This is a genomic window from Pseudomonas sp. G166, assembly GCF_037027455.2.
GTDB lineage: Bacteria > Pseudomonadota > Gammaproteobacteria > Pseudomonadales > Pseudomonadaceae > Aquipseudomonas.
The window spans coordinates 4407276-4424661 of the sequence record NZ_CP146985.1 but is presented as its reverse complement, the minus strand read 5'-3'; the positions used below and the strand labels follow the sequence as shown (position 1 = coordinate 4424661).

The following is a 17386-nucleotide window of genomic DNA, read 5'->3' as shown; positions in this document are numbered from 1 at the left end:
CTCCAGGCATCCCCTCCCTGAAAAACTTGGGAAACCCGCGATGCAGAGGTCTCTATGCAAAAAACGGGACGAAAGGGACGCACGCTTGCCAGGAGGCTTTATATATCGCGCATCCTGGGCTTGACGCTGGGGTTGGTGTTGGTAAGTGCTGCCCTTTACCCCCTCGAGCCGGCGCCGTGGGTCTGGGGATTCATGTTGTTCAACGGCCTGCTCTGGCCACACTTGTCCTATTGGTGGGCCCGGCATTGCGCGGCGCCGTACCACGCCGAACACTTAAATTTATTGATCGATGCGGCCCTGGGCGGCTTCTGGGTCGCGGCGATGCAGTTCAACCCGCTGCCTGCGGCCGTCACGCTGGCGATGATGGCGATGAACAACGTCGCCATTGGCGGTCTGCGTTTCCTGCTCATCGGGGGGGTAGCCCAAGTGGCAGGCATTGTCGTAGGCGAGATGATCTTCCCGCTGACCAGCGTGCCCATGACCAGCCCGGCGCAGCTCTACGCCTGTTTGCCGCTGCTGTGCCTGTACCCGATGGCGCTGGGTTGGTTCTGCTATCGCCAGGCCTACGCCCTGGGCCGGCAAAAGCGCGAGTTGCTGGCCCTGAGTCGCACCGACAGCCTGACCGGGTTGCTCAATCATGGTGCTTGGAAAGACCGCCTCAACGAGGAGTTCCAGCGTTGCCTGCGCCATCCGAAAGACGGGGCAGGGCGTGGCGCAATTGCGCTGATCGACATCGATCATTTCAAAGCCATCAATGACACCTATGGCCATGTGGCTGGCGACATCGTGCTGCGCCAGCTCGGCAAGATGCTCAAGCAAAACCTTCGCATTGCCGATGTGGCCGGGCGTTATGGCGGGGATGAGTTCTGTGTGATTCTGCCGGACCTGACACTTCACAACGCCGTGCAGGCCATGGACGGGTTGCGCGAGCGCTTTGCGACGCTCAGCTACGAACAGAACCCGGCGCTGAAGGTGAGCCTGAGCATTGGCTTGGCGGCCTTCAACATGGACTATGGCGATGCGACCCATTGGCTCAATGACGCCGACCAGGCGCTCTACGAGGCCAAGACCGGCGGGCGCAATCGGGTCACTTGTTACCGCCCCCGGCAGGTATCGGCGGAGCCGGCAGTTCCTCTTTGATGTGACTTGAGGTCGCATTCGGTCTAGAGCCTTGTTTCATTGTCGGGTAGGGTGCCCAAGGCACTTTCTCGATACGGAACAAGGATGAACCCATGACGATTACTCCTCTTCGCTCCCGTCTGGCCGTCAGTCTCGGCCTGAGCCTAGCCCTCGGCGCCTTCGCCCCCGTTGCTTTCGCGCAGCCCCATCAACAAGTCCTCAGCGACGCCGAACAGTACAAGGGCGAGGCCCTGAAGCTGCTGGAGCGGCTGGTGAATATCGACTCCGGCTCCGGGTATGTACCGGGGTTGACCCAGGTTGGTGACATTGCCATCGACGAATTGAAGAAGTTGGGCGCTACCATTGAAAAGGTGCCCAACTCGGACGGCACCCAGCACATCCTGGCGACCCTCAAAGGTACCGGTAAGGCGAAGATCCTGCTGATGGCGCACATGGATACGGTGTTCAAGGAAGGCTCGGCCGCCGAGCGGCCTTTCCATATCAAGGATGGCCGGGCCTACGGCCCGGGAGTGATGGACGACAAGGGCGGGATCGTCGCCGGGATCTATGCGTTGAAGGTGCTCAAGAACCTGGACTTCAAGAACTACGCGCAGATCACTTTCCTGCTCGACGCCAGCGAAGAAACCGGTTCTGACGCCGCCACCGACCTGATCAAGAAAACCGCCAAGGCCCATGATGTGACCCTCAACCTTGAACCGGGGCGCCCGGCCGATGGGCTGGTGGTCTGGCGCAAGGGCAGTGCCACGGCGTTGGTGGAGGTCAAGGGCAAGGCGTCCCATGCCGGTGTCGCGCCGGAACTGGGACGCAATGCGGCGATGGAAGCGGCGCATCAGATCCTGCAACTGGGCAAGCTCGGCGATGCGGAAAAGAAAACCACCATCAACTTCACCGTGCTCCAGGCCGGCGACCGGACCAACGTGATCCCCGACCGGGCCAGCGCCAAGGCCGATGTTCGGGCAGCGGTGCCGGAGGAATTCGACCGCATCGAAAAAGACCTGGCCCGCGTGTCGCAGGACAAACTGATCGCCGACACTGAAGTCACCACCAGCCTCAAACGCGGCCTGCCACCAATGCCGCAAACGGCGGAGTCGGATCGTTTGATGGCCATGGCCCAGGGGATCTATGGCGAATTGGGGCGCAAACTCACCGAAGAGGGCAGTGGCGGCGCGGCGGATGCCAGCCTCTCAGCCGGCGTCGGCACACCAACCCTGGATGGATTTGGGATTGTTGGGGGCAACATTCATACGCCTGAGGAATACGCGGAAGTCGAGAGCGTGGTGCCAAGGATTTATCTGTTGTCACGGATGATCATGGAGTTGGCGGGGCGGTAAAGTCCGATGTCATTCGGCGCGCTAGCGGGGTGACGCCGAACGTCAATGCAGTGAGCACCTCGAAACCCTGTGGGAACGATCAAAAGTCCGAACCACAGGAGTTTGTGCCTGCCGCTTGATCCCATTCAGTAAACCCAAACCTCCACCCGCCGATTCCTGACCCTGCCTTCATCCTCACTGTTGGCCGCCACCGGCATCAATGCCCCAAACCCCCGCACCTCCCGCAGCGCCACGCCGTATTTGACCAGCTCACGGCGCACCGCCATGGCCCGCAACTTGGACAACAGGTCCGCGCGCGCCGGGTCGTCCTTGGCGTCGCCAAACCCCACCAGCGTCACACGTCGATCTGATTTGTCGTGCTGCTTTATATAGTCGAGCACCCGGCTGAGGTCTTGGTGAGCCTTGTTGTCGAGGTTGGCACTGCCTTCTTCGAAGCGAAAGTTCACGCTCAGGCGTTGGGCATGCCGACTCAGGGCCTGATACCCCTCCGGCATCAGCGCATTGGGTGTGACGGACATGGCTTGGACGGTTTGGGCGATGAACCCATTGGCCGCGACGATGGCCTGGCCCTGGTCGCTCTGGGTGAACTCAACCAGTGCCTCGGCCCACGGGTTGGTTTCCTGGGGGGGCACATAAAAGAACAGACGCCGGGACAAGGGGTAATCCTCGGTGGCGATCAGGTTGTTCAACGGCAACATGGGTTGGGAATCGCCATCGACGATTGCCAGCGCTTTAGCCTGGCGCACGTAGGGCAAACCGATGAAACCGATGCCTTGCGGGTCTTGGCTGACAGCGTCGGACAACTGCTCGCTGGATTCGAAGCGCCGTGCTGAAGGATCCAGCCGTTTGCCCTGTCGGCTAAGGACCAGTTCCTTGAAGGTATCGTAGGTGCCGGACTGTTCGTCCCGGGCGTAAAGATGAATCGCTCCGCCAAGGCTACCGACTGCTTCCCAGGTTTTCGCCTCGCCGCTGAATATTCGCGCCAGTTGTACGGTATCGAGCTGACGCAACGGGTTCTGTGGATGAAGAATAATCGCCAGGCCATCAATGGCGATGACCTGCTCGGCGGTGGGACTTTTCAGATCCCCCATCAGCGACAGTTCCTTCAGCTCGCTGTCCTTGATCGGTCGCGAAGAGGCGGCCAGGTCAGCGTTGCCCTGCTTGAGGGCAGCGAACCCGGTGCTGGAGCCATGGGCGGCAATGTCGACTTCTACCCGCCGACCGTCAGCGGTCTGGCCGACGATCCGTTGTTCATTGTCCTTGCCAGTGATTTCGGCGCTCACTTTGAGCAGCCCCTGGTGTTCCATCAGCCCTTTGACCAACGCCGGGCCCAGCGCCGCGCCGATGGTATTGGAACCTTGGAGGCGCAGGGCCGGCCCGGTTTCTGGAAGGGGCAGGCCGGTAATGGGCAAGCGTTCGGCGGACATCGCCAACGGCAGCCACAACGCCATTATCCAGACCACAGACAGCCGCATGCCGACACCTTCAGAACCCAGGGAAGTGCCGGGAGAATAAGTCAGATAGATGACTGAACGATGACGGCGCGATTGCGCCCTAAACCCCGGTCTCGGTTTCAGCCAACTCGGCCACCAGCCGTTCGATCAACGCCCTCACGCGCTTGGGTTGGATGCGGGCAGTCGGGTAGACAATCTGCAGTAGCGTGCTGCCGGCGGTGAACTGCGGGAGCAACTCCACCAGGCGCCCGCTCTTGAGGTCGTCGCGCACATCCCAGATCGACTTGAGGCTGATGCCGTGCCCCTCCAGGCACCACTGGCGCACAAGACCGCCATCATTGGCGATTCGCCGCCCCTGGACCAGCACACGATGCACCTCGCCGCGCCGGCTAAAGGTCCATTCCCGCGCGGTATTGATGCCCAGGCGCATCACCAGGCATTCGTGTCGGGTCAATTCGGTGGGGTGCAAGGGTGTGCCATGACGGGCCAGATAACTGGGCGCGGCGCAGACCACGCGCCGGTTTTCCCCCAGGGGCCTGGCGCGCAGTGAGCTGTCGGCCAAGGCACCGTAGCGAATGGCGAAATCGAGCCCCTGGCTGACCAGATCCACGTAGCCGTCGCCCAGGTCCAAGTCCAGGCTGACATCCGGATGCTCATCGAGAAAGCGCGCCAGGATGGGCTCGATGTATTGGCGTCCCAAATCCTGCGGGGCACTGAGGCGAATCGGTCCGCTAAGGGTTTGGCTGCCGGCGCGAATGCTGCTGTGCAACTCACCGGCCTCGGCCAGCAACCGGCGGGCCCCTTCGACCAACAACTTGCCTTCGTCGGTCAGGCTGATCGCACGTGTGGTGCGATTGAGCAGGGTGGCACCGTAATAGGTTTCCAGCGCGGCGAGCCGTTCCGAGACCGACGCGGGAGACAACCCCATTTCTCGACCTGCGGCAGACAATCCGCCTTTTTCCACAATGAGTAAAAACAGCTGGAGATTTTTCAGGAACATTATTCGGATTTTTCGAAATGTATTTTTGAAAACAGCTCAATTATCAGGAAAACACGCAGGCAATACCTTAGCACCCAAGAAGCTTACCCGCAGCGTTTTCCCAGGAGTTCTGCCATGGCCATCGCCGATGTCACCCACAACCCCGAACGCAGGACCTTTCTGGCCCATGCCAGCGCCGCCGCAGCGCTGTTGAGCGCGGGGGACGTGCTGGCAAGCGGATCGGCCCGGGCCAGTGTCGCGAACAAGGCCGCCAGCGTTGCCAAGAGTGGTTACTGGCCGGGTGACACCCGGTTGGTCATTTCGATTTCCATGCAATTCGAAGCCGGAGGGCAGCCACCCAAGGGGACCGACAGCCCGTTCCCCCCGGTGGACTTCCCGGACAGCGTCCCCAGTGATCCGGCGACCAATACCTGGTTTGCCTACGGCTATCGGGAAGGTATCCCACGCATGTTGGATTTGTGGGACCGCCATGGCGTCAAGGTCACTTCCCACATGATCGGCGAAGCGGTGCGGCGCCAGCCGGCCCTGGCACGGGAGATCGTTGCTCGCGGTCACGAAGCGGCCGGACACGGCCCGCGTTGGAGTTCGCAGTTTGCAATGAGCCGCGATGAGGAACGGACGTTCCTGCGCCAGGCCGCGCAGATGGTGCAGGAGGTCACCGGGCAGCCGGTCACCGGTTACAACTGCAACTGGTTGCGCAGGGGCCCCAATACCCTGGCGTTGCTGCAGGAGCTGGGCTACCTCTACCACATCGATGACGTCAGCCGCGACGAGCCCTTCATCGAATCGGTCAACGGCAAGGATTTCGTCGTGGTCCCCTACACGTTGCGCAATAACGACATTGTGCTGATCGAAGGTCGCCATTACTCGCCCCAGGCCTTTCTGGAGCAAGTGAAGCTCGATTTCGATCAGCTTTACGAAGAAGCCGGCACGCGGCGGCGAATGATGTCCATCAGCGCCCATGATCGCATCAGTGGCACGCCACAAATGGTAAGGGTCTGGGACGAGTTCCTGCGTTACGCCAAAAGCCACCCGGGCGTGACGTTCATGCGCAAGGACGACATTGCCCGCTACACCCTTGCCAGCCCGCTGTCCTTGCGAGAGCCCGAGGCCCTCTGAAACCTGTTCTACAACCCCGGGCCGCAGCGTGTTGCCCGGCCCTTGATCGACCCAAAGGAATCCACCATGTCGTGCTTATCCCTTGCCATGCCCGGCGGCCTGCGCCTGGCCGGTTTTCTCCTGGCCCTTGGCCTGTCGCTGGGGGCTTCGGCCGCCCCCGATGCGCTTGTGCAGCCGCAAAGCCTGATTGTCGACCGCAGCCTGTCCGAGCAGCAGGCGACATCGATGATCCTGGCGGCGCGGCGCTATGACACGTTCTGGCACACCGGCGATGAAGCGCTGGCCCGCGAAGCCCTGGCGCCGGGCTTCGTCGACAAGACCCCTCCGGCCGGGCGCAAGCAGGGCCCGGAAGGTCCGTTGCTGGCGTCACGGGCTTTCCGCACTGCCGTGCCGGATCTCAGCTGCGTTGTTGAGCAGATGTTGGTGGCGGGGGATCGGGTGGTGGTGCACCTGCGTTTTCGCGGGCATTTCACCGGGACCTTCGACCAGCTCAAGGGCCAGGGCCAGCCCGTGGAGTTCATCGCCACGGACATCTATCAGGTCGACCAAGGAAAAATCGTCGCCAACTGGCACATCGAGGACAACCTGACCCTGTTCAAGCAACTGGGTACGCTGTGACAGGACGGCTCGCCATTGCGGCGAGCCGTTTCTTGTCGGTCAGCTCAACTGCAGCCAGATCGGCGCATGGTCCGAAGGTTTCTCCATCCCCCTCAGCTCATAATCCACGCCGGCATCCTTGACCCGTGGCAACAGGCCATGGGAGGTGAGGATCAGGTCGATGCGCAGGCCACGCTTGGGCTCGTCCTCGAAACCGCGGCTGCGGTAATCGAACCAGCTGAAGCGGTCGGTGACGTCCGGGTTCAGGTGGCGGAAGCTGTCCACCAGGCCCCAGTTCTTCAGGCGGGCCATCCACTCGCGTTCTTCCGGCAGGAAGCTGCACTTGCCGGTTTTCAGCCAGCGCTTCATGTTGTCCGGGCCGATGCCGATGTCGCAGTCTTCCGGGGAAATATTCACGTCCCCCATCACCACCAGCGGTTGATCGTTGCTGAAACGGCTTTCCAGCAGTTGCTGCAAATCGCTGTAGAAACGCTCCTTGGCGGGGAATTTGGTCGGGTGATCGCGGCTTTCACCTTGTGGGAAATAGCCGTTCATGATCGTCACCGGCACGCCATTGGCGTCGGCGAAAGTGCCCCAGATGAAGCGTCGCTGGGCGTCTTCGTCATCGCTGTCGAAGCCTTTATACAGGGCCAGTGGGGCCTGGCGGGAGAGCAGGGCGACGCCGTAGTGGCCCTTTTGTCCGTGGTAGTGCACGTGGTAACCCAGGGCCTGAATCTCGGCCAGGGGAAACTGTTCGTCATGGACCTTGGTTTCCTGCAGGCCGATCACGTCCGGCTGATGCTTCTCGATCAGCGCCGCCAGCTGATGGGGACGGGCGCGCAGCCCGTTGATGTTGAAGGAGACGATCTTCATGGTCGGCTGTCCTGGCAAAACTGCGATGCTAGCTGACATGTCGGAACTGAGCCAGCGTGGCAGTAGGACAAATGCGCTGCTAATGTCCTGTGGGTGTAGGAACGATCGCAACCCAATCGGGTTCGTACTCAATAAGAGCGGGGCCTCATCGAGCCTCGCCCAGGAGATCTACCGTCATGCCTGAAACCGCCACCGCCATTGCCGACATTCATATGCTCGACAGCGGTTACTCCCGCGAAGCCCGTTCATTGCTGTATCAGGCTTATCGCCATGAACCGACCTTCAGCTTCCTGTTCGAGTCCGAGCGTCCCGGTTATGAACATCGGGTACGGGCCACGGTGCGCGAGCTGGTCAAGCAACACTTTCTCCAGGATCTGCCGGCCATCGGCCTGCTGGTCAACGATCGCCTGATCGGCATCGCCCTGATCGCCCCTCCGCAGCGGCGCCTGGGCATCACCGAAAGCTGGGCCTGGCGCCTGCGCATGGTGTTGAGCACCGGTTTTCGCTGCACCCGGCGCTATCTGGACTACCACGCAGCGGTGGCAGCCTGCCTGCCGTCGGATGCTGTCCATGTGTTGCCGCTACTGGGGGTTCATCCACAGTTTCAAGGCCAGCACTTTGGTGAACAGCTGCTCGCGGCGGTGCACAACTGGTGTGCGGTGGACGAAAACTCCCAAGGCGTCGTGCTAGACACCGGCAACCCACGTTACCTGGAGTTTTATAAACGCCAGGGCTATGAGGAAATCGGTGAGATTGCGGTAGGACCCGTCCGTGAACACGTGTTCTTTCATGCCAACCCCCAAGTTCTGCAAAGCGCAACCGCATAATCGGCCGAACTTTTGGGAAATGTCTGGCTCTATCAGGCTTCCAAGCTCGTGATAGCATCCGCGCCATGAATTTCCCAGGACGAATGACCAGTGGCGCGCTCTTGCTGTCCCTCAGCTGTGCGGCGCTGGCACAAAGTGAATTGGATGTACGGGTCAAGCCGTCCAACGACGAACTCAAGGCCAACGTAGAAGGTTACATCGGCGGTGTAGGTGACCGTGACGAAGAAGCCTTGCTGCGCTTCAGTCGCGGTGCCGAGGAACAGGCGCGCAAGGCCGCCCAGGCCTTGGGTTATTACCAGCCGCAGATCGACAGCGAGGTCAAGGGCGGCAAGGTGCCGCGCCTGGTGCTGACCATCGACCCCGGCGAGCCTGTGCACTTGCGTAATGTCTCCGTGCGCATCGACGGCCCGGCGGCCTCGCTCAAAGCCTTTCGCGTCCCCGACAACGCGGCCCTCAAGCCGGGCGCGGTGCTCAACCACGGCCGTTACGAGGACGCCAAGCGGCAGATCCTGAACCAGGCTTCGCGTTATGGCTTTTTCAGCGGGCGTTTTGTCAGCCAGACATTGCGCGTGGACCCCCAGGCGGGTGTCGCCGACATCGAGTTGATCTACGACAGCGGCCCGCGCTACACCCTGGGGCCCGTGCACTTCGAAGGCGACACTCCGATAGACGAAGAGCTGTTGCAGCGCATGGTGCCGTTCAAGGCGGGCGCCGCGTACGACTCCGAACTGATTGCCGAGCTCAACCAGGCCCTGCAATCGAGTGGTTATTTCGAGGGCGTCCGGGTAGATGCGGCGCCCACTGCGGCCACCGATAACGTGATTCCGGTGGCGGTCAAGCTCGACACCCGCAAGCCGCGCACCATGGGCCTGGGCCTGGGGTTTTCCACCGACGTCGGCCCACGGGCCAAGGCCAATTGGACTCGCCATTGGGTCAATGCCCAGGGCCACAGTTATGGCTGGGAGACGGAAGTGTCGGCGCCGCGGCAGAACGTCGGCCTGTGGTACGACGTGCCACTGGACCCGCCGCTGACCGACAAGCTGCGTTACGCCGGCGGTTATCAATATGAAGAGCTGGCCGACACCGACAGTCTCAGCAAACTGCTGACCGTGGGCCCTGAATGGCATAGCAAGTTGCCCAGCGGTTGGCAACGGGTGGTGTCGCTCAAGTGGCAGCGGGAGGAGTATCGCCTCGGCGACGATTCGGGCTTGAGTACCTTGCTGATGCCCGGCGTCAGCTATTCCTACCTGCGCAGTGACAACCGCATTGACCCGCACAACGGCTATCGCCTGCAATTCGACACCAAGCTCGCCAAGGAAGGGCTTGGCTCGGACAACAACCTTTTATATGGCACGGCCATGGTCAAGGGCCTGACCACGGTGTTCGACAAACATCGCCTGCTGGCCCGGGCCCAGGTCGGTGGCAGCGCCACCAATGGCTATAGATCGATCCCGCCGTCCCTGCGCTTTTTTGCCGGGGGCGACCAGAGTGTGCGCGGTTACGACTACCAGAGCCTGTCGCCGGAAAACTCCGAGGGCGATCGCATCGGCGGTCGCTACATGGTCGCCGGCAGCCTCGAATATCAATATTCAATCGCCGAGAAATGGCGGCTGGCGACCTTCGTCGACCAGGGCAACTCCTTTAACAGCCTTGAACTGCCGAGCCTCAAGACCGGCGTGGGCGTCGGCGTGCGCTGGGTGTCGCCGGTGGGCCCGATCCGCCTCGACCTGGCCCATGCGCTGGACGACGAGGGCGGTATTCGTTTGCACTTTTCCATGGGGCCCGAGCTGTGAGTCGTGGTTTGAAGATAACGCTGCTGGCGCTCGCTACGTTGCTGGTGCTGATAGTGCTGGCCTTGAGTGCCATGCTGGGCACTCAATGGGGCAGTCGCTGGACCCTCGGCTTGATACCGGGGTTGAGCACGGAGAATTTCCAGGGGCGACTGGGCGGCCAATGGAGTGCCGAGCATGTGTTGTGGCAACAAGACAGCCAGCGGGTAGAACTCGACGGGGTGATCCTCGCCTGGTCGCCGTTGTGCCTGATGCGCATGACGCTGTGCATCGAACAGCTCAAGGCTGGCAAGGTCAGCCTGCAATTGCCGCCGTCAGTCGATGAGCCGAGCAGCGCGCCGATCAGCTTGCCGGACCTGGAGTTGCCGGTGGCCATCGAGTTGGGTGAGGTGCAGGTGGGTAGCCTGTTGTTCAATGGCAGCGAACAGCTCAAGGGCTTGCAACTGGTCGCCCACTGGACCGCCGAAGGCTTGCAGATCGACTCGGTGCAATTGCAGCGCGACGAACTGAGCCTGACGTTGTCCGGCTTGTTGAAACCAGGCGGCGACTGGCCGTTGAAGGCCAAAGGGCTGTTGACCTTGCCCGCGCCAGGTGCAACACCTTGGGCGCTGGACCTGGACATCGACGGCAACTTGCTCAAAACCCTAAACCTCAAGGCACTGAGCAGCGGTTACCTGCAAGGCCAACTCATCGGTGAGCTGCAACCGTTGGCGGACAACCTGCCGGCCAAGGTGCGCATCACCGCTGACGGCTTCAAGGCCAGTGCCGACCTGCCCGACACCCTGATGCTCAATCAGCTGGAACTGACCGGCGAAGGCGACCTGAAGAACGGCTATCAACTGCTCGGCAAGGCCACGCTGCCTGCCGAAAAGGGACCGGTAGCGTTGCTGCTGCAAGGCAAGGTGGATGCCAATGGTGCACAGATCGCCGGTCTGGACCTTGACGCCGGCGACCAGCAAAGCCTGAAACTCACCGGCCAGTTGGACTGGCGCGAAGGCCTTAGCGCCGAGGCGAAAATCGCCTGGCTGGATTTCCCCTGGCATCGCCTCTATCCGCTGATTGACGAGCCGCAGGTGACGTTGCGCAGTTTCAGTGGCGAAGTCTCGTACACCGATGGTCAATACCTGGGAAATTTCCAGGCTGCCTTGGACGGACCCGCCGGGGCCTTCAACCTGGGCAGCCCGTTCAGCGGCGACTTGACGCAAATCCATTTGCCGCAGCTTGAGCTCGCGGCCGGGCAGGGCAAGGCCGCAGGGCACCTGGACCTGCAATTTGCCGAGGGCATCGCCTGGGATACGGCGCTGGAGTTGTCGGCCATCAACCCGGCGTACTGGCTTGGTGAACTGCCCGGCACCCTGGCCGGGCCGTTGCGCAGCAAAGGGTCGCTGAAGGACGACAGTCTCAGCCTCGATGCCGACCTCGACCTCAAGGGCAAGCTGCGCGGGCAACCGGCGCTGTTCCAGGCCAAGGCCAGCGGCGCCGGCGAGCAGTGGAACCTCAGCGCCCTGGACATCCGCCTGGGGGATAACCGCATCAACGGCACCGGCAGCCTGCAACAGAAACTCACCGGCCAGGTCGACATCAAGCTCGCGCGCCTGGCCCAGCTCTGGCCGCAGTTGCGCGGCCAAGTCATGGGCCGTATCGATGTGGCCGGGACGTTGAAGGCTCCGCAAGGCAAGCTCGGCCTGCAAGGCTCGCAATTGGCGTTCCAGGACAATCGCCTGCAAAGCCTGAACCTGGACGCGACCCTCGACAGTGCGCAACGGGGAAAAGTCGATCTCAAGGCCAGCGGCATCCGCGCCGGCGAAACCTCTCTAGGTGTGCTCACGGTCAGCGGGCAGGGCGATATCAAGCAGCAAAAACTCACCTTGGACCTGCAAGGGCCGCAGCTCGACACCACTCTGGCGCTCGATGGCGCCCTCGACCAGGGCAACTGGCGCGGGCGTTTGGCCAGCGGCGAGGTGCAGGCTGGCGGTCAAGCCTGGCGCCTGCAAGCCCCGGCGAAGCTGGAGCGCCTGGCCAATGGCACGCTCAACGTGGGCGCTCACTGTTGGCGTTCCGGCCCGGCCAGCCTGTGTGGTGAAGACCAGCGCCTGATGCCGGAACCGAAGCTGCGTTATCACCTCAAGCAATTTCCCATCGAAAGCCTGGCCCAGTGGATGCCCAAGGATTTTGCCTGGCAGGGCCAGCTCAACGCTGACCTGCAATTGGACCTGCCGGCCAGCGGCCCGAGTGGGCGGATCCTGGTGGATGCCAGTGGCGGAACCTTACGGATTCGAGACAAGGCGCGCGACAACGAGCACTGGGTGGACTTCCCATACCAGACCTTGACGCTGGACAGTCGCCTGACCCCCAAGCGCATCGACACTCACCTGAATTTCGTCGGCGCTAAGCTCGGTGAGCTGATGCTCCAGGCACAGATCAATCCGCTGCCGGCCAGCAAGCCGCTGACTGGCTCGTTCCGCCTGACCGGTCTGGACCTGTCGGTGGCCCGGCCGTTTGTGCCGATGGTGGAAACCCTGACCGGCCATTTGAACGGCAGTGGGACGTTGTCCGGTGGTTTGCTCGCGCCCCAAGTCAACGGCAACCTGGTGCTCAGTGACGGCGAAGTGTCTGGCCCGGAATTGCCGGTCAGCCTCGAAGCCCTGCAGGTGCGGGCCATGATTGTCGGTGAAACGGTACGGCTCAACGGCGACTGGAAAAGTGGCAAGAGCGGGCAGGGCAGCCTGAGTGGCAACATCGGTTGGGGCGAGGCCCTGTCCATGAACCTGACCCTCAAGGGTTCGCAACTGCCGGTCACCGTCGAGCCTTATGCAGTGCTGGACGTGGCGCCCGACCTCACTATCACGATGCAGGGCGAGCGGCTTTCCATCGCCGGCAAGGTCCTGATACCCAAAGGCGAGATCACCATCCGCGAATTGCCGCCCTCGACCGTCAAGGTGTCGGATGACACGGTGATCGTCGGCCACCAGACTGAAGAAGGCACGACGCCGATCGCCATGGCGATGGACATCGATGTGATCGTCGGCCAGGAAAAACTCGCCTTTTCAGGCTTCGGCCTGACGGCCAACGTGCAAGGGCAGGTACACATCGGCGACAACATGGACACCCGCGGTGAACTCTGGCTCAACGACGGTCGCTACCGGGCCTACGGACAACGGCTGACGGTGCGTCGGGCGCGGTTGTTGTTCGCCGGGCCCATCGACCAGCCTTACCTGGACATCGAAGCGATCCGCCAGACCGACGACGTAATCGCCGGTATTCGCTTGAGCGGCAGCGCCGAGCAGCCGACCACGCAGATTTTCTCGGAGCCGGCCATGAGCCAGGAGCAGGCATTGTCTTACCTGGTGTTGGGCCGACCGCTGAGCACCACGGGCGAGGACAACAACATGCTTGCCCAGGCAGCGTTGGGCCTGGGGCTGATGGGCAGCTCGGGGGTGACCACCAGCCTGGCCAATAACCTGGGGATCGAGGACTTCCAGCTCGACACCCAGGGCAGCGGCGATACCACCAGCGTGGTGGCCAGCGGCAACCTCTCGGAAAAACTCAGCCTGCGCTACGGCGTCGGCGTGTTCGAACCGGCCAACACCATTGCCCTGCGCTACAAACTCAGCAAGAAGGTCTACCTCGAAGCTGCCAGCGGCGTCGCCAGTTCGTTGGATATTTTCTACAAGCGCGATTTCTAAACCTTCCCCCCAAACCCTGTGGGAGCGAGCTTGCTCGCGATAGCGGTATGTCAGTTGACATCCATGTTGGCTGATCCACCGCTATCGCGAGCAAGCTCGCTCCCACAGGTCTGTCTGCATTTTGTCTGTTAGTACATAGCAGCCTATCTATTTGTTTGACATTTGCTGCCTAAGCAGTAATATCTCGACATACATTCACTGCCTAGGCAGCAAACGGTGGTCAGATGAAGCATTTCACCCCAGACGAATTCCACAATTGCCAGCTCGGCATGCTGCTCGGCCGCGCCGCGCTGCTCAAGGACCGGATCATCGATACTCACATGGAGCCGGTCGGCATCACCGCCGCGCAGTTCAAGGTGTTGATCATCATGGCCCAGCACGGCATCGACACGCCGGCCGAGCTGTGCCGGTACCTGTCCCTGGACAGCGGCTCAATGACGCGGATGCTCGATCGCCTGGAGCAGAAAGGTTTCCTGGTTCGCCAACGTTCGGCCGAAGACCGCCGGCAAGTGCGACTGGTGCTGACCGAAGCGGGCCAGGCCCTCGCCGATCGCCTGCCGTACATCGGTGCCGACGCCATGAACCAGTTGGCCAGCGCCATCAGCCGCGAGGAGCTGCAAGCCCTCGAACAGATCCTCAAGAAAATTCTGCTCGCCGCCGGTGATCCCATCACAGTGCTGCGAATGGGGGACAAATGATTCGTAAAACCTTGCGTGCCCGCTTGAGCTTGGTGCTGTTGGCGATGAGCCTGGCCGGCTGTGCCAGCTACAGCGGTCTGAAGACCGAAGGGGTCAGCCTTGAAGCCCAGAGCCTCAAGGCCGGGCAATCCCTGAACGGGGTCACGTTGTCGCCAGCCTCGTGGCCGAAAAGCGACTGGTGGAAAAGCCTCGGCGACCCGCAGCTCGACGGTTTGATCCGCGAAGCCCTGCGCGACAGCCCAGACATGCAGATCGCCAGCGCCCGAGTGCATCAGGCCAGTGCCGCAGCCTATGCCGCCAATGCCGCGCGCCTGCCGACCCTGGATGCCAGTGGCGGCGCCAGCCGTTCGCGTCTGTCCCGTGACCAAGACCCGCAAGGGCAGGGCGGCGCCTACAGTACCTTGCGAACGCTGGGTGTGGATTTCAATTACAACTTTGACCTCTGGGGCGGCCAGCGCGCTGCCTGGGAAGCGGCCCTGGGCCAGGCCCGCGCCGCCGAAATCGATCGCCAGGCCGCACAACTGACCCTGGCCGCCGACGTGGCCCGGGCCTACAGCGACCTCGGCCAGGCCCACATCATTTATGACCTGGCCGCCGAGGACCTCAAGCGTACCCGGCAGATGCTCGACCTGGGCAAGCGCCGCCTCAACGCCGGGATCGACAGCGAATATCAGTTCCAGCAGACCGAAAGCCTGGAAGCCAGTGCCGACGCGACCCGCATCGACGCGGAGAAACGCCTGCAAAGCGCGAAAATCGCCTTGGCGGTGCTGCTGGGCAAAGGTCCGGATCGCGGCAATGAAATCGCCCGGCCCAACGTGCTGCAAGCCAGCGCGGTGGCCTTGCCGTCGAACTTGCCGGCCGAGTTGCTGGGACGGCGTCCGGATTTGGTCGCGGCGCGCTGGCGGGTCGAGGCGGCAAGCAAGGACATCGAGGCCGGCAAGACCAACTTCTACCCCAACCTCAACCTGAGCGCGGCGGCGGGGGTACGGTCGCTGCTGGGCGATGCGATGTTCGGTTCGGCCAGCCGCTTCTTCAACGTGGCACCGACGGTGTCGCTGCCGATCTTCGATGGCGGCCGCCTGCGAGCGGACCTGGATGCCCGGGACGCCGATTACGACCTGGCGGTGGCGCAATACAACAAGAGCCTGGTCAAGGCCCTTGGGGATGTCAGCGACACCATTAACCAATTGCGAGACATCGCGCGGCAGATCGGTGCCCAGCAACACGCCACCGATATCGCCCGCAACTCCTACGACACCGTGGTCCAGCGTTATGGCTCGGGCATCGGTAATTACCTGGACGTGCTGAGCATCGAGCAGCAACTGCTCCAGTCCCAGCGCCAACTGGCGAACCTGAATGCCGAACAGATCGATTTGTCGATCCAGCTGATGCAGGCCCTGGGCGGTGGTTTCCAGACCGAGACCCTGGCTTCGGCCACCCCGGCCTCCACCACGCCGAATAACTGATTTCGAGGTACTTGTCATGGCCACTGCCGAAACGACTCAAACCGAAAATGCGCAGGACAGCAGCAACCCACGCAAGCGCAAGGTCATGTTGGTGACACTGACGCTGATCGTCATTCTCTCGGGCCTCGGCGTCTGGGGCTGGCATGAGCTGTATGGTCGCTGGAGCGAAAGCACCGACGATGCCTATGTGAACGGCAATGTGGTGGAAATCACGCCGCTGGTCACCGGTACCGTGGTGAGTATCGGCGCCGACGACGGTGACCTGGTACGTGAGGGCCAGGTGCTCGTGCAGTTCGATCCGAACGATGCCCAGGTCGGGTTGCAAAGTGCCCAGGCCAACCTGGCCCGTACCGTGCGCCAGGTGCGTGGCTTGTACAGCAACGTCGACGGCATGCGGGCGCAGGTCAACGCGCAAGAGGCCGAGGTACAGAAGGCCCAGGAGAACTACAACCGGCGTAAAAATCTCGCGGCCGGCGGGGCGATTTCCCAGGAAGAACTGTCCCACGCCCGCGACGACCTGACCTCGGCGCAGAACGCCCTGGCCAATGCCCGGCAACAGCTCAAGACCACCAGCGCCCTGGTGGATGACACGGTGGTGTCGTCCCATCCCGACGTGCAGTCCGCCGCCGCGCAAGTGCGCCAGGCCTACCTGGCCAACGCCCGCAGCACCTTGATCGCGCCGGTCACCGGTTATGTTGCCAAGCGCACCGTGCAACTGGGCCAACGGGTGCAACCGGGCACGGCGCTGATGGCGGTGATCCCGTTGGATCAGCTGTGGATCGACGCCAACTTCAAGGAAACCCAGTTGCGTGACATGCGCATCGGCCAGCCGGTGGACATCGAAGCTGATCTGTACGGCAGCGATGTGAAATACAGCGGCACCATCGACAGCCTCGGTGCCGGGACCGGCAGTGCGTTTGCCTTGCTGCCGGCGCAGAACGCCACTGGTAACTGGATCAAGATCGTCCAGCGGGTGCCGGTGCGCATTCATGTCAATGCCCAGGAACTGGCCAAGCATCCGCTGCGGGTTGGCCTGTCGACCCAGGTCAGCGTCAACCTGCACGACCAGAGCGGCCCGGTACTGGCCCAGCAGCCGCCGCAAAAAGCCTCGTTCAGCACCCAGGTCTACGACCGCCAACTGGCCGACGCTGACGCGATGATCACGCGGCTGATCCACGAAAACAGCGCGGTTGCCAGCAAGACTGCCCAGCGCTGAGGATCAACGGATTGTCAGTCACTGCTTGAACCTGTGGGAGCGAGCCTGCTCGCGATAGCGGCGGATCAGCCAATGTTGATGGCGACTGACACGCCGCCATCGCGAGCAGGCTCGCTCCCACAGTTTTTGTCCCTCATCCCACTGGGACTTTTCCGCGAACTTTGTCATATCCGTTTCGCTTCATAGGAT

The 17386-nt window shown here is 62.2% G+C and carries 13 protein-coding genes; 10 read left to right on the top strand and 3 right to left on the bottom strand.

Going from position 1 to position 17386, the window contains the following annotated elements; genetic code table 11:
* Nucleotides 1-54: 54 nt before the first annotated feature.
* Together SGN16_RS19180 and SGN16_RS19175 are read left to right on the top strand one after the other, a co-directional pair.
* Nucleotides 55-1140, top strand: a complete 1086-nt coding sequence (locus tag SGN16_RS19180) for a diguanylate cyclase (protein WP_335944391.1) — start codon at nt 55-57, stop codon at nt 1138-1140.
* 92 nt (nt 1141-1232) lie between these two features.
* Nucleotides 1233-2471 carry a M20/M25/M40 family metallo-hydrolase gene (locus SGN16_RS19175; RefSeq protein ID WP_335944390.1) on the top strand — a complete coding sequence of 413 codons (1239 nt, stop codon included), beginning with the start codon at nt 1233-1235 and terminating at the stop codon, nt 2469-2471.
* A 125-nt stretch (nt 2472-2596) separates the two neighbouring features.
* Here the strand turns inward: SGN16_RS19175 and SGN16_RS19170 are convergent, their stop codons facing one another.
* Both SGN16_RS19170 and SGN16_RS19165 read right to left on the bottom strand, forming a co-directional pair.
* Complete coding sequence (locus SGN16_RS19170) at nt 2597-3946, bottom strand: phosphate ABC transporter substrate-binding/OmpA family protein (RefSeq protein ID WP_335944389.1); 1350 nt, start codon at nt 3944-3946, stop codon at nt 2597-2599.
* Nucleotides 3947-4025: 79 nt separating this feature from the next.
* Nucleotides 4026-4925: a LysR family transcriptional regulator gene (locus SGN16_RS19165; protein WP_210639572.1), complete on the bottom strand. Its 900-nt coding sequence runs from the start codon at nt 4923-4925 to the stop codon at nt 4026-4028.
* Nucleotides 4926-5039: 114 nt separating this feature from the next.
* Between SGN16_RS19165 and SGN16_RS19160 the strand changes: the two genes are divergently transcribed.
* Together SGN16_RS19160 and SGN16_RS19155 are read left to right on the top strand one after the other, a co-directional pair.
* Nucleotides 5040-6044 (top strand): polysaccharide deacetylase family protein, encoded by a 1005-nt coding sequence (locus SGN16_RS19160; protein ID WP_335944388.1) that lies wholly within the window; start codon nt 5040-5042, stop codon nt 6042-6044.
* A gap of 66 nt (nt 6045-6110) precedes the next feature.
* Nucleotides 6111-6662: an ester cyclase gene (locus tag SGN16_RS19155; RefSeq protein ID WP_335944387.1), complete on the top strand. Its 552-nt coding sequence runs from the start codon at nt 6111-6113 to the stop codon at nt 6660-6662.
* 39 nt (nt 6663-6701) lie between these two features.
* On the opposite strand, the gene xthA is transcribed toward SGN16_RS19155, so the two are convergent.
* On the bottom strand, nt 6702-7514 hold the full coding sequence (gene xthA / locus SGN16_RS19150; RefSeq protein ID WP_210639569.1) for an exodeoxyribonuclease III: 813 nt from the start codon (nt 7512-7514) through the stop codon (nt 6702-6704).
* A gap of 176 nt (nt 7515-7690) precedes the next feature.
* On the opposite strand from xthA, the gene SGN16_RS19145 reads away from it, so the two are divergent.
* From SGN16_RS19145 to SGN16_RS19120, 6 genes are all read left to right on the top strand, one after another.
* Complete coding sequence (locus SGN16_RS19145) at nt 7691-8341, top strand: GNAT family N-acetyltransferase (RefSeq protein ID WP_210639568.1); 651 nt, start codon at nt 7691-7693, stop codon at nt 8339-8341.
* A 65-nt stretch (nt 8342-8406) separates the two neighbouring features.
* Nucleotides 8407-10134, top strand: a complete 1728-nt coding sequence (locus SGN16_RS19140; protein WP_335944386.1) for an autotransporter assembly complex family protein — start codon at nt 8407-8409, stop codon at nt 10132-10134.
* On the top strand, nt 10131-13817 hold the full coding sequence (locus SGN16_RS19135; RefSeq protein ID WP_335944385.1) for a translocation/assembly module TamB domain-containing protein: 3687 nt from the start codon (nt 10131-10133) through the stop codon (nt 13815-13817). The genes SGN16_RS19140 and SGN16_RS19135 overlap by 4 nt, the downstream gene beginning before the upstream one ends.
* A 224-nt stretch (nt 13818-14041) precedes the next feature.
* Nucleotides 14042-14515 (top strand): MarR family transcriptional regulator, encoded by a 474-nt coding sequence (locus tag SGN16_RS19130; RefSeq protein ID WP_210639565.1) that lies wholly within the window; start codon nt 14042-14044, stop codon nt 14513-14515.
* Nucleotides 14512-15981 carry an efflux transporter outer membrane subunit gene (locus SGN16_RS19125; protein ID WP_210639564.1) on the top strand — a complete coding sequence of 490 codons (1470 nt, stop codon included), beginning with the start codon at nt 14512-14514 and terminating at the stop codon, nt 15979-15981. The genes SGN16_RS19130 and SGN16_RS19125 overlap by 4 nt, the downstream gene beginning before the upstream one ends.
* Nucleotides 15982-15997: 16 nt before the next feature.
* The gene (locus SGN16_RS19120) at nt 15998-17197 is read left to right on the top strand and encodes an HlyD family efflux transporter periplasmic adaptor subunit (protein WP_210639563.1); all 1200 of its coding nucleotides are present in this window, start codon (nt 15998-16000) and stop codon (nt 17195-17197) included.
* The last annotated feature ends 189 nt before the right edge of the window (nt 17198-17386 follow it).

Excerpts from the sequence above, each read along its gene's own strand:
- xthA (WP_210639569.1), bottom strand. The coding sequence starts at position 7,514 with ATGAAGATCGTCTCCTTCAACATCAACGGGCTGCGCGCCCGTCCCCAT.
- SGN16_RS19180 (WP_335944391.1), top strand. The coding sequence starts at position 55 with ATGCAAAAAACGGGACGAAAGGGACGCACGCTTGCCAGGAGGCTTTAT.
- SGN16_RS19175 (WP_335944390.1), top strand. The coding sequence starts at position 1,233 with ATGACGATTACTCCTCTTCGCTCCCGTCTGGCCGTCAGTCTCGGCCTG.
- SGN16_RS19130 (WP_210639565.1), top strand. The coding sequence starts at position 14,042 with ATGAAGCATTTCACCCCAGACGAATTCCACAATTGCCAGCTCGGCATG.
- SGN16_RS19140 (WP_335944386.1), top strand. The coding sequence starts at position 8,407 with ATGAATTTCCCAGGACGAATGACCAGTGGCGCGCTCTTGCTGTCCCTC.
- SGN16_RS19145 (WP_210639568.1), top strand. The coding sequence starts at position 7,691 with ATGCCTGAAACCGCCACCGCCATTGCCGACATTCATATGCTCGACAGC.
- SGN16_RS19170 (WP_335944389.1), bottom strand. The coding sequence starts at position 3,946 with ATGCGGCTGTCTGTGGTCTGGATAATGGCGTTGTGGCTGCCGTTGGCG.
- SGN16_RS19155 (WP_335944387.1), top strand. The coding sequence starts at position 6,111 with ATGTCGTGCTTATCCCTTGCCATGCCCGGCGGCCTGCGCCTGGCCGGT.
- SGN16_RS19125 (WP_210639564.1), top strand. The coding sequence starts at position 14,512 with ATGATTCGTAAAACCTTGCGTGCCCGCTTGAGCTTGGTGCTGTTGGCG.
- SGN16_RS19160 (WP_335944388.1), top strand. The coding sequence starts at position 5,040 with ATGGCCATCGCCGATGTCACCCACAACCCCGAACGCAGGACCTTTCTG.
- SGN16_RS19165 (WP_210639572.1), bottom strand. The coding sequence starts at position 4,925 with ATGTTCCTGAAAAATCTCCAGCTGTTTTTACTCATTGTGGAAAAAGGC.
- SGN16_RS19120 (WP_210639563.1), top strand. The coding sequence starts at position 15,998 with ATGGCCACTGCCGAAACGACTCAAACCGAAAATGCGCAGGACAGCAGC.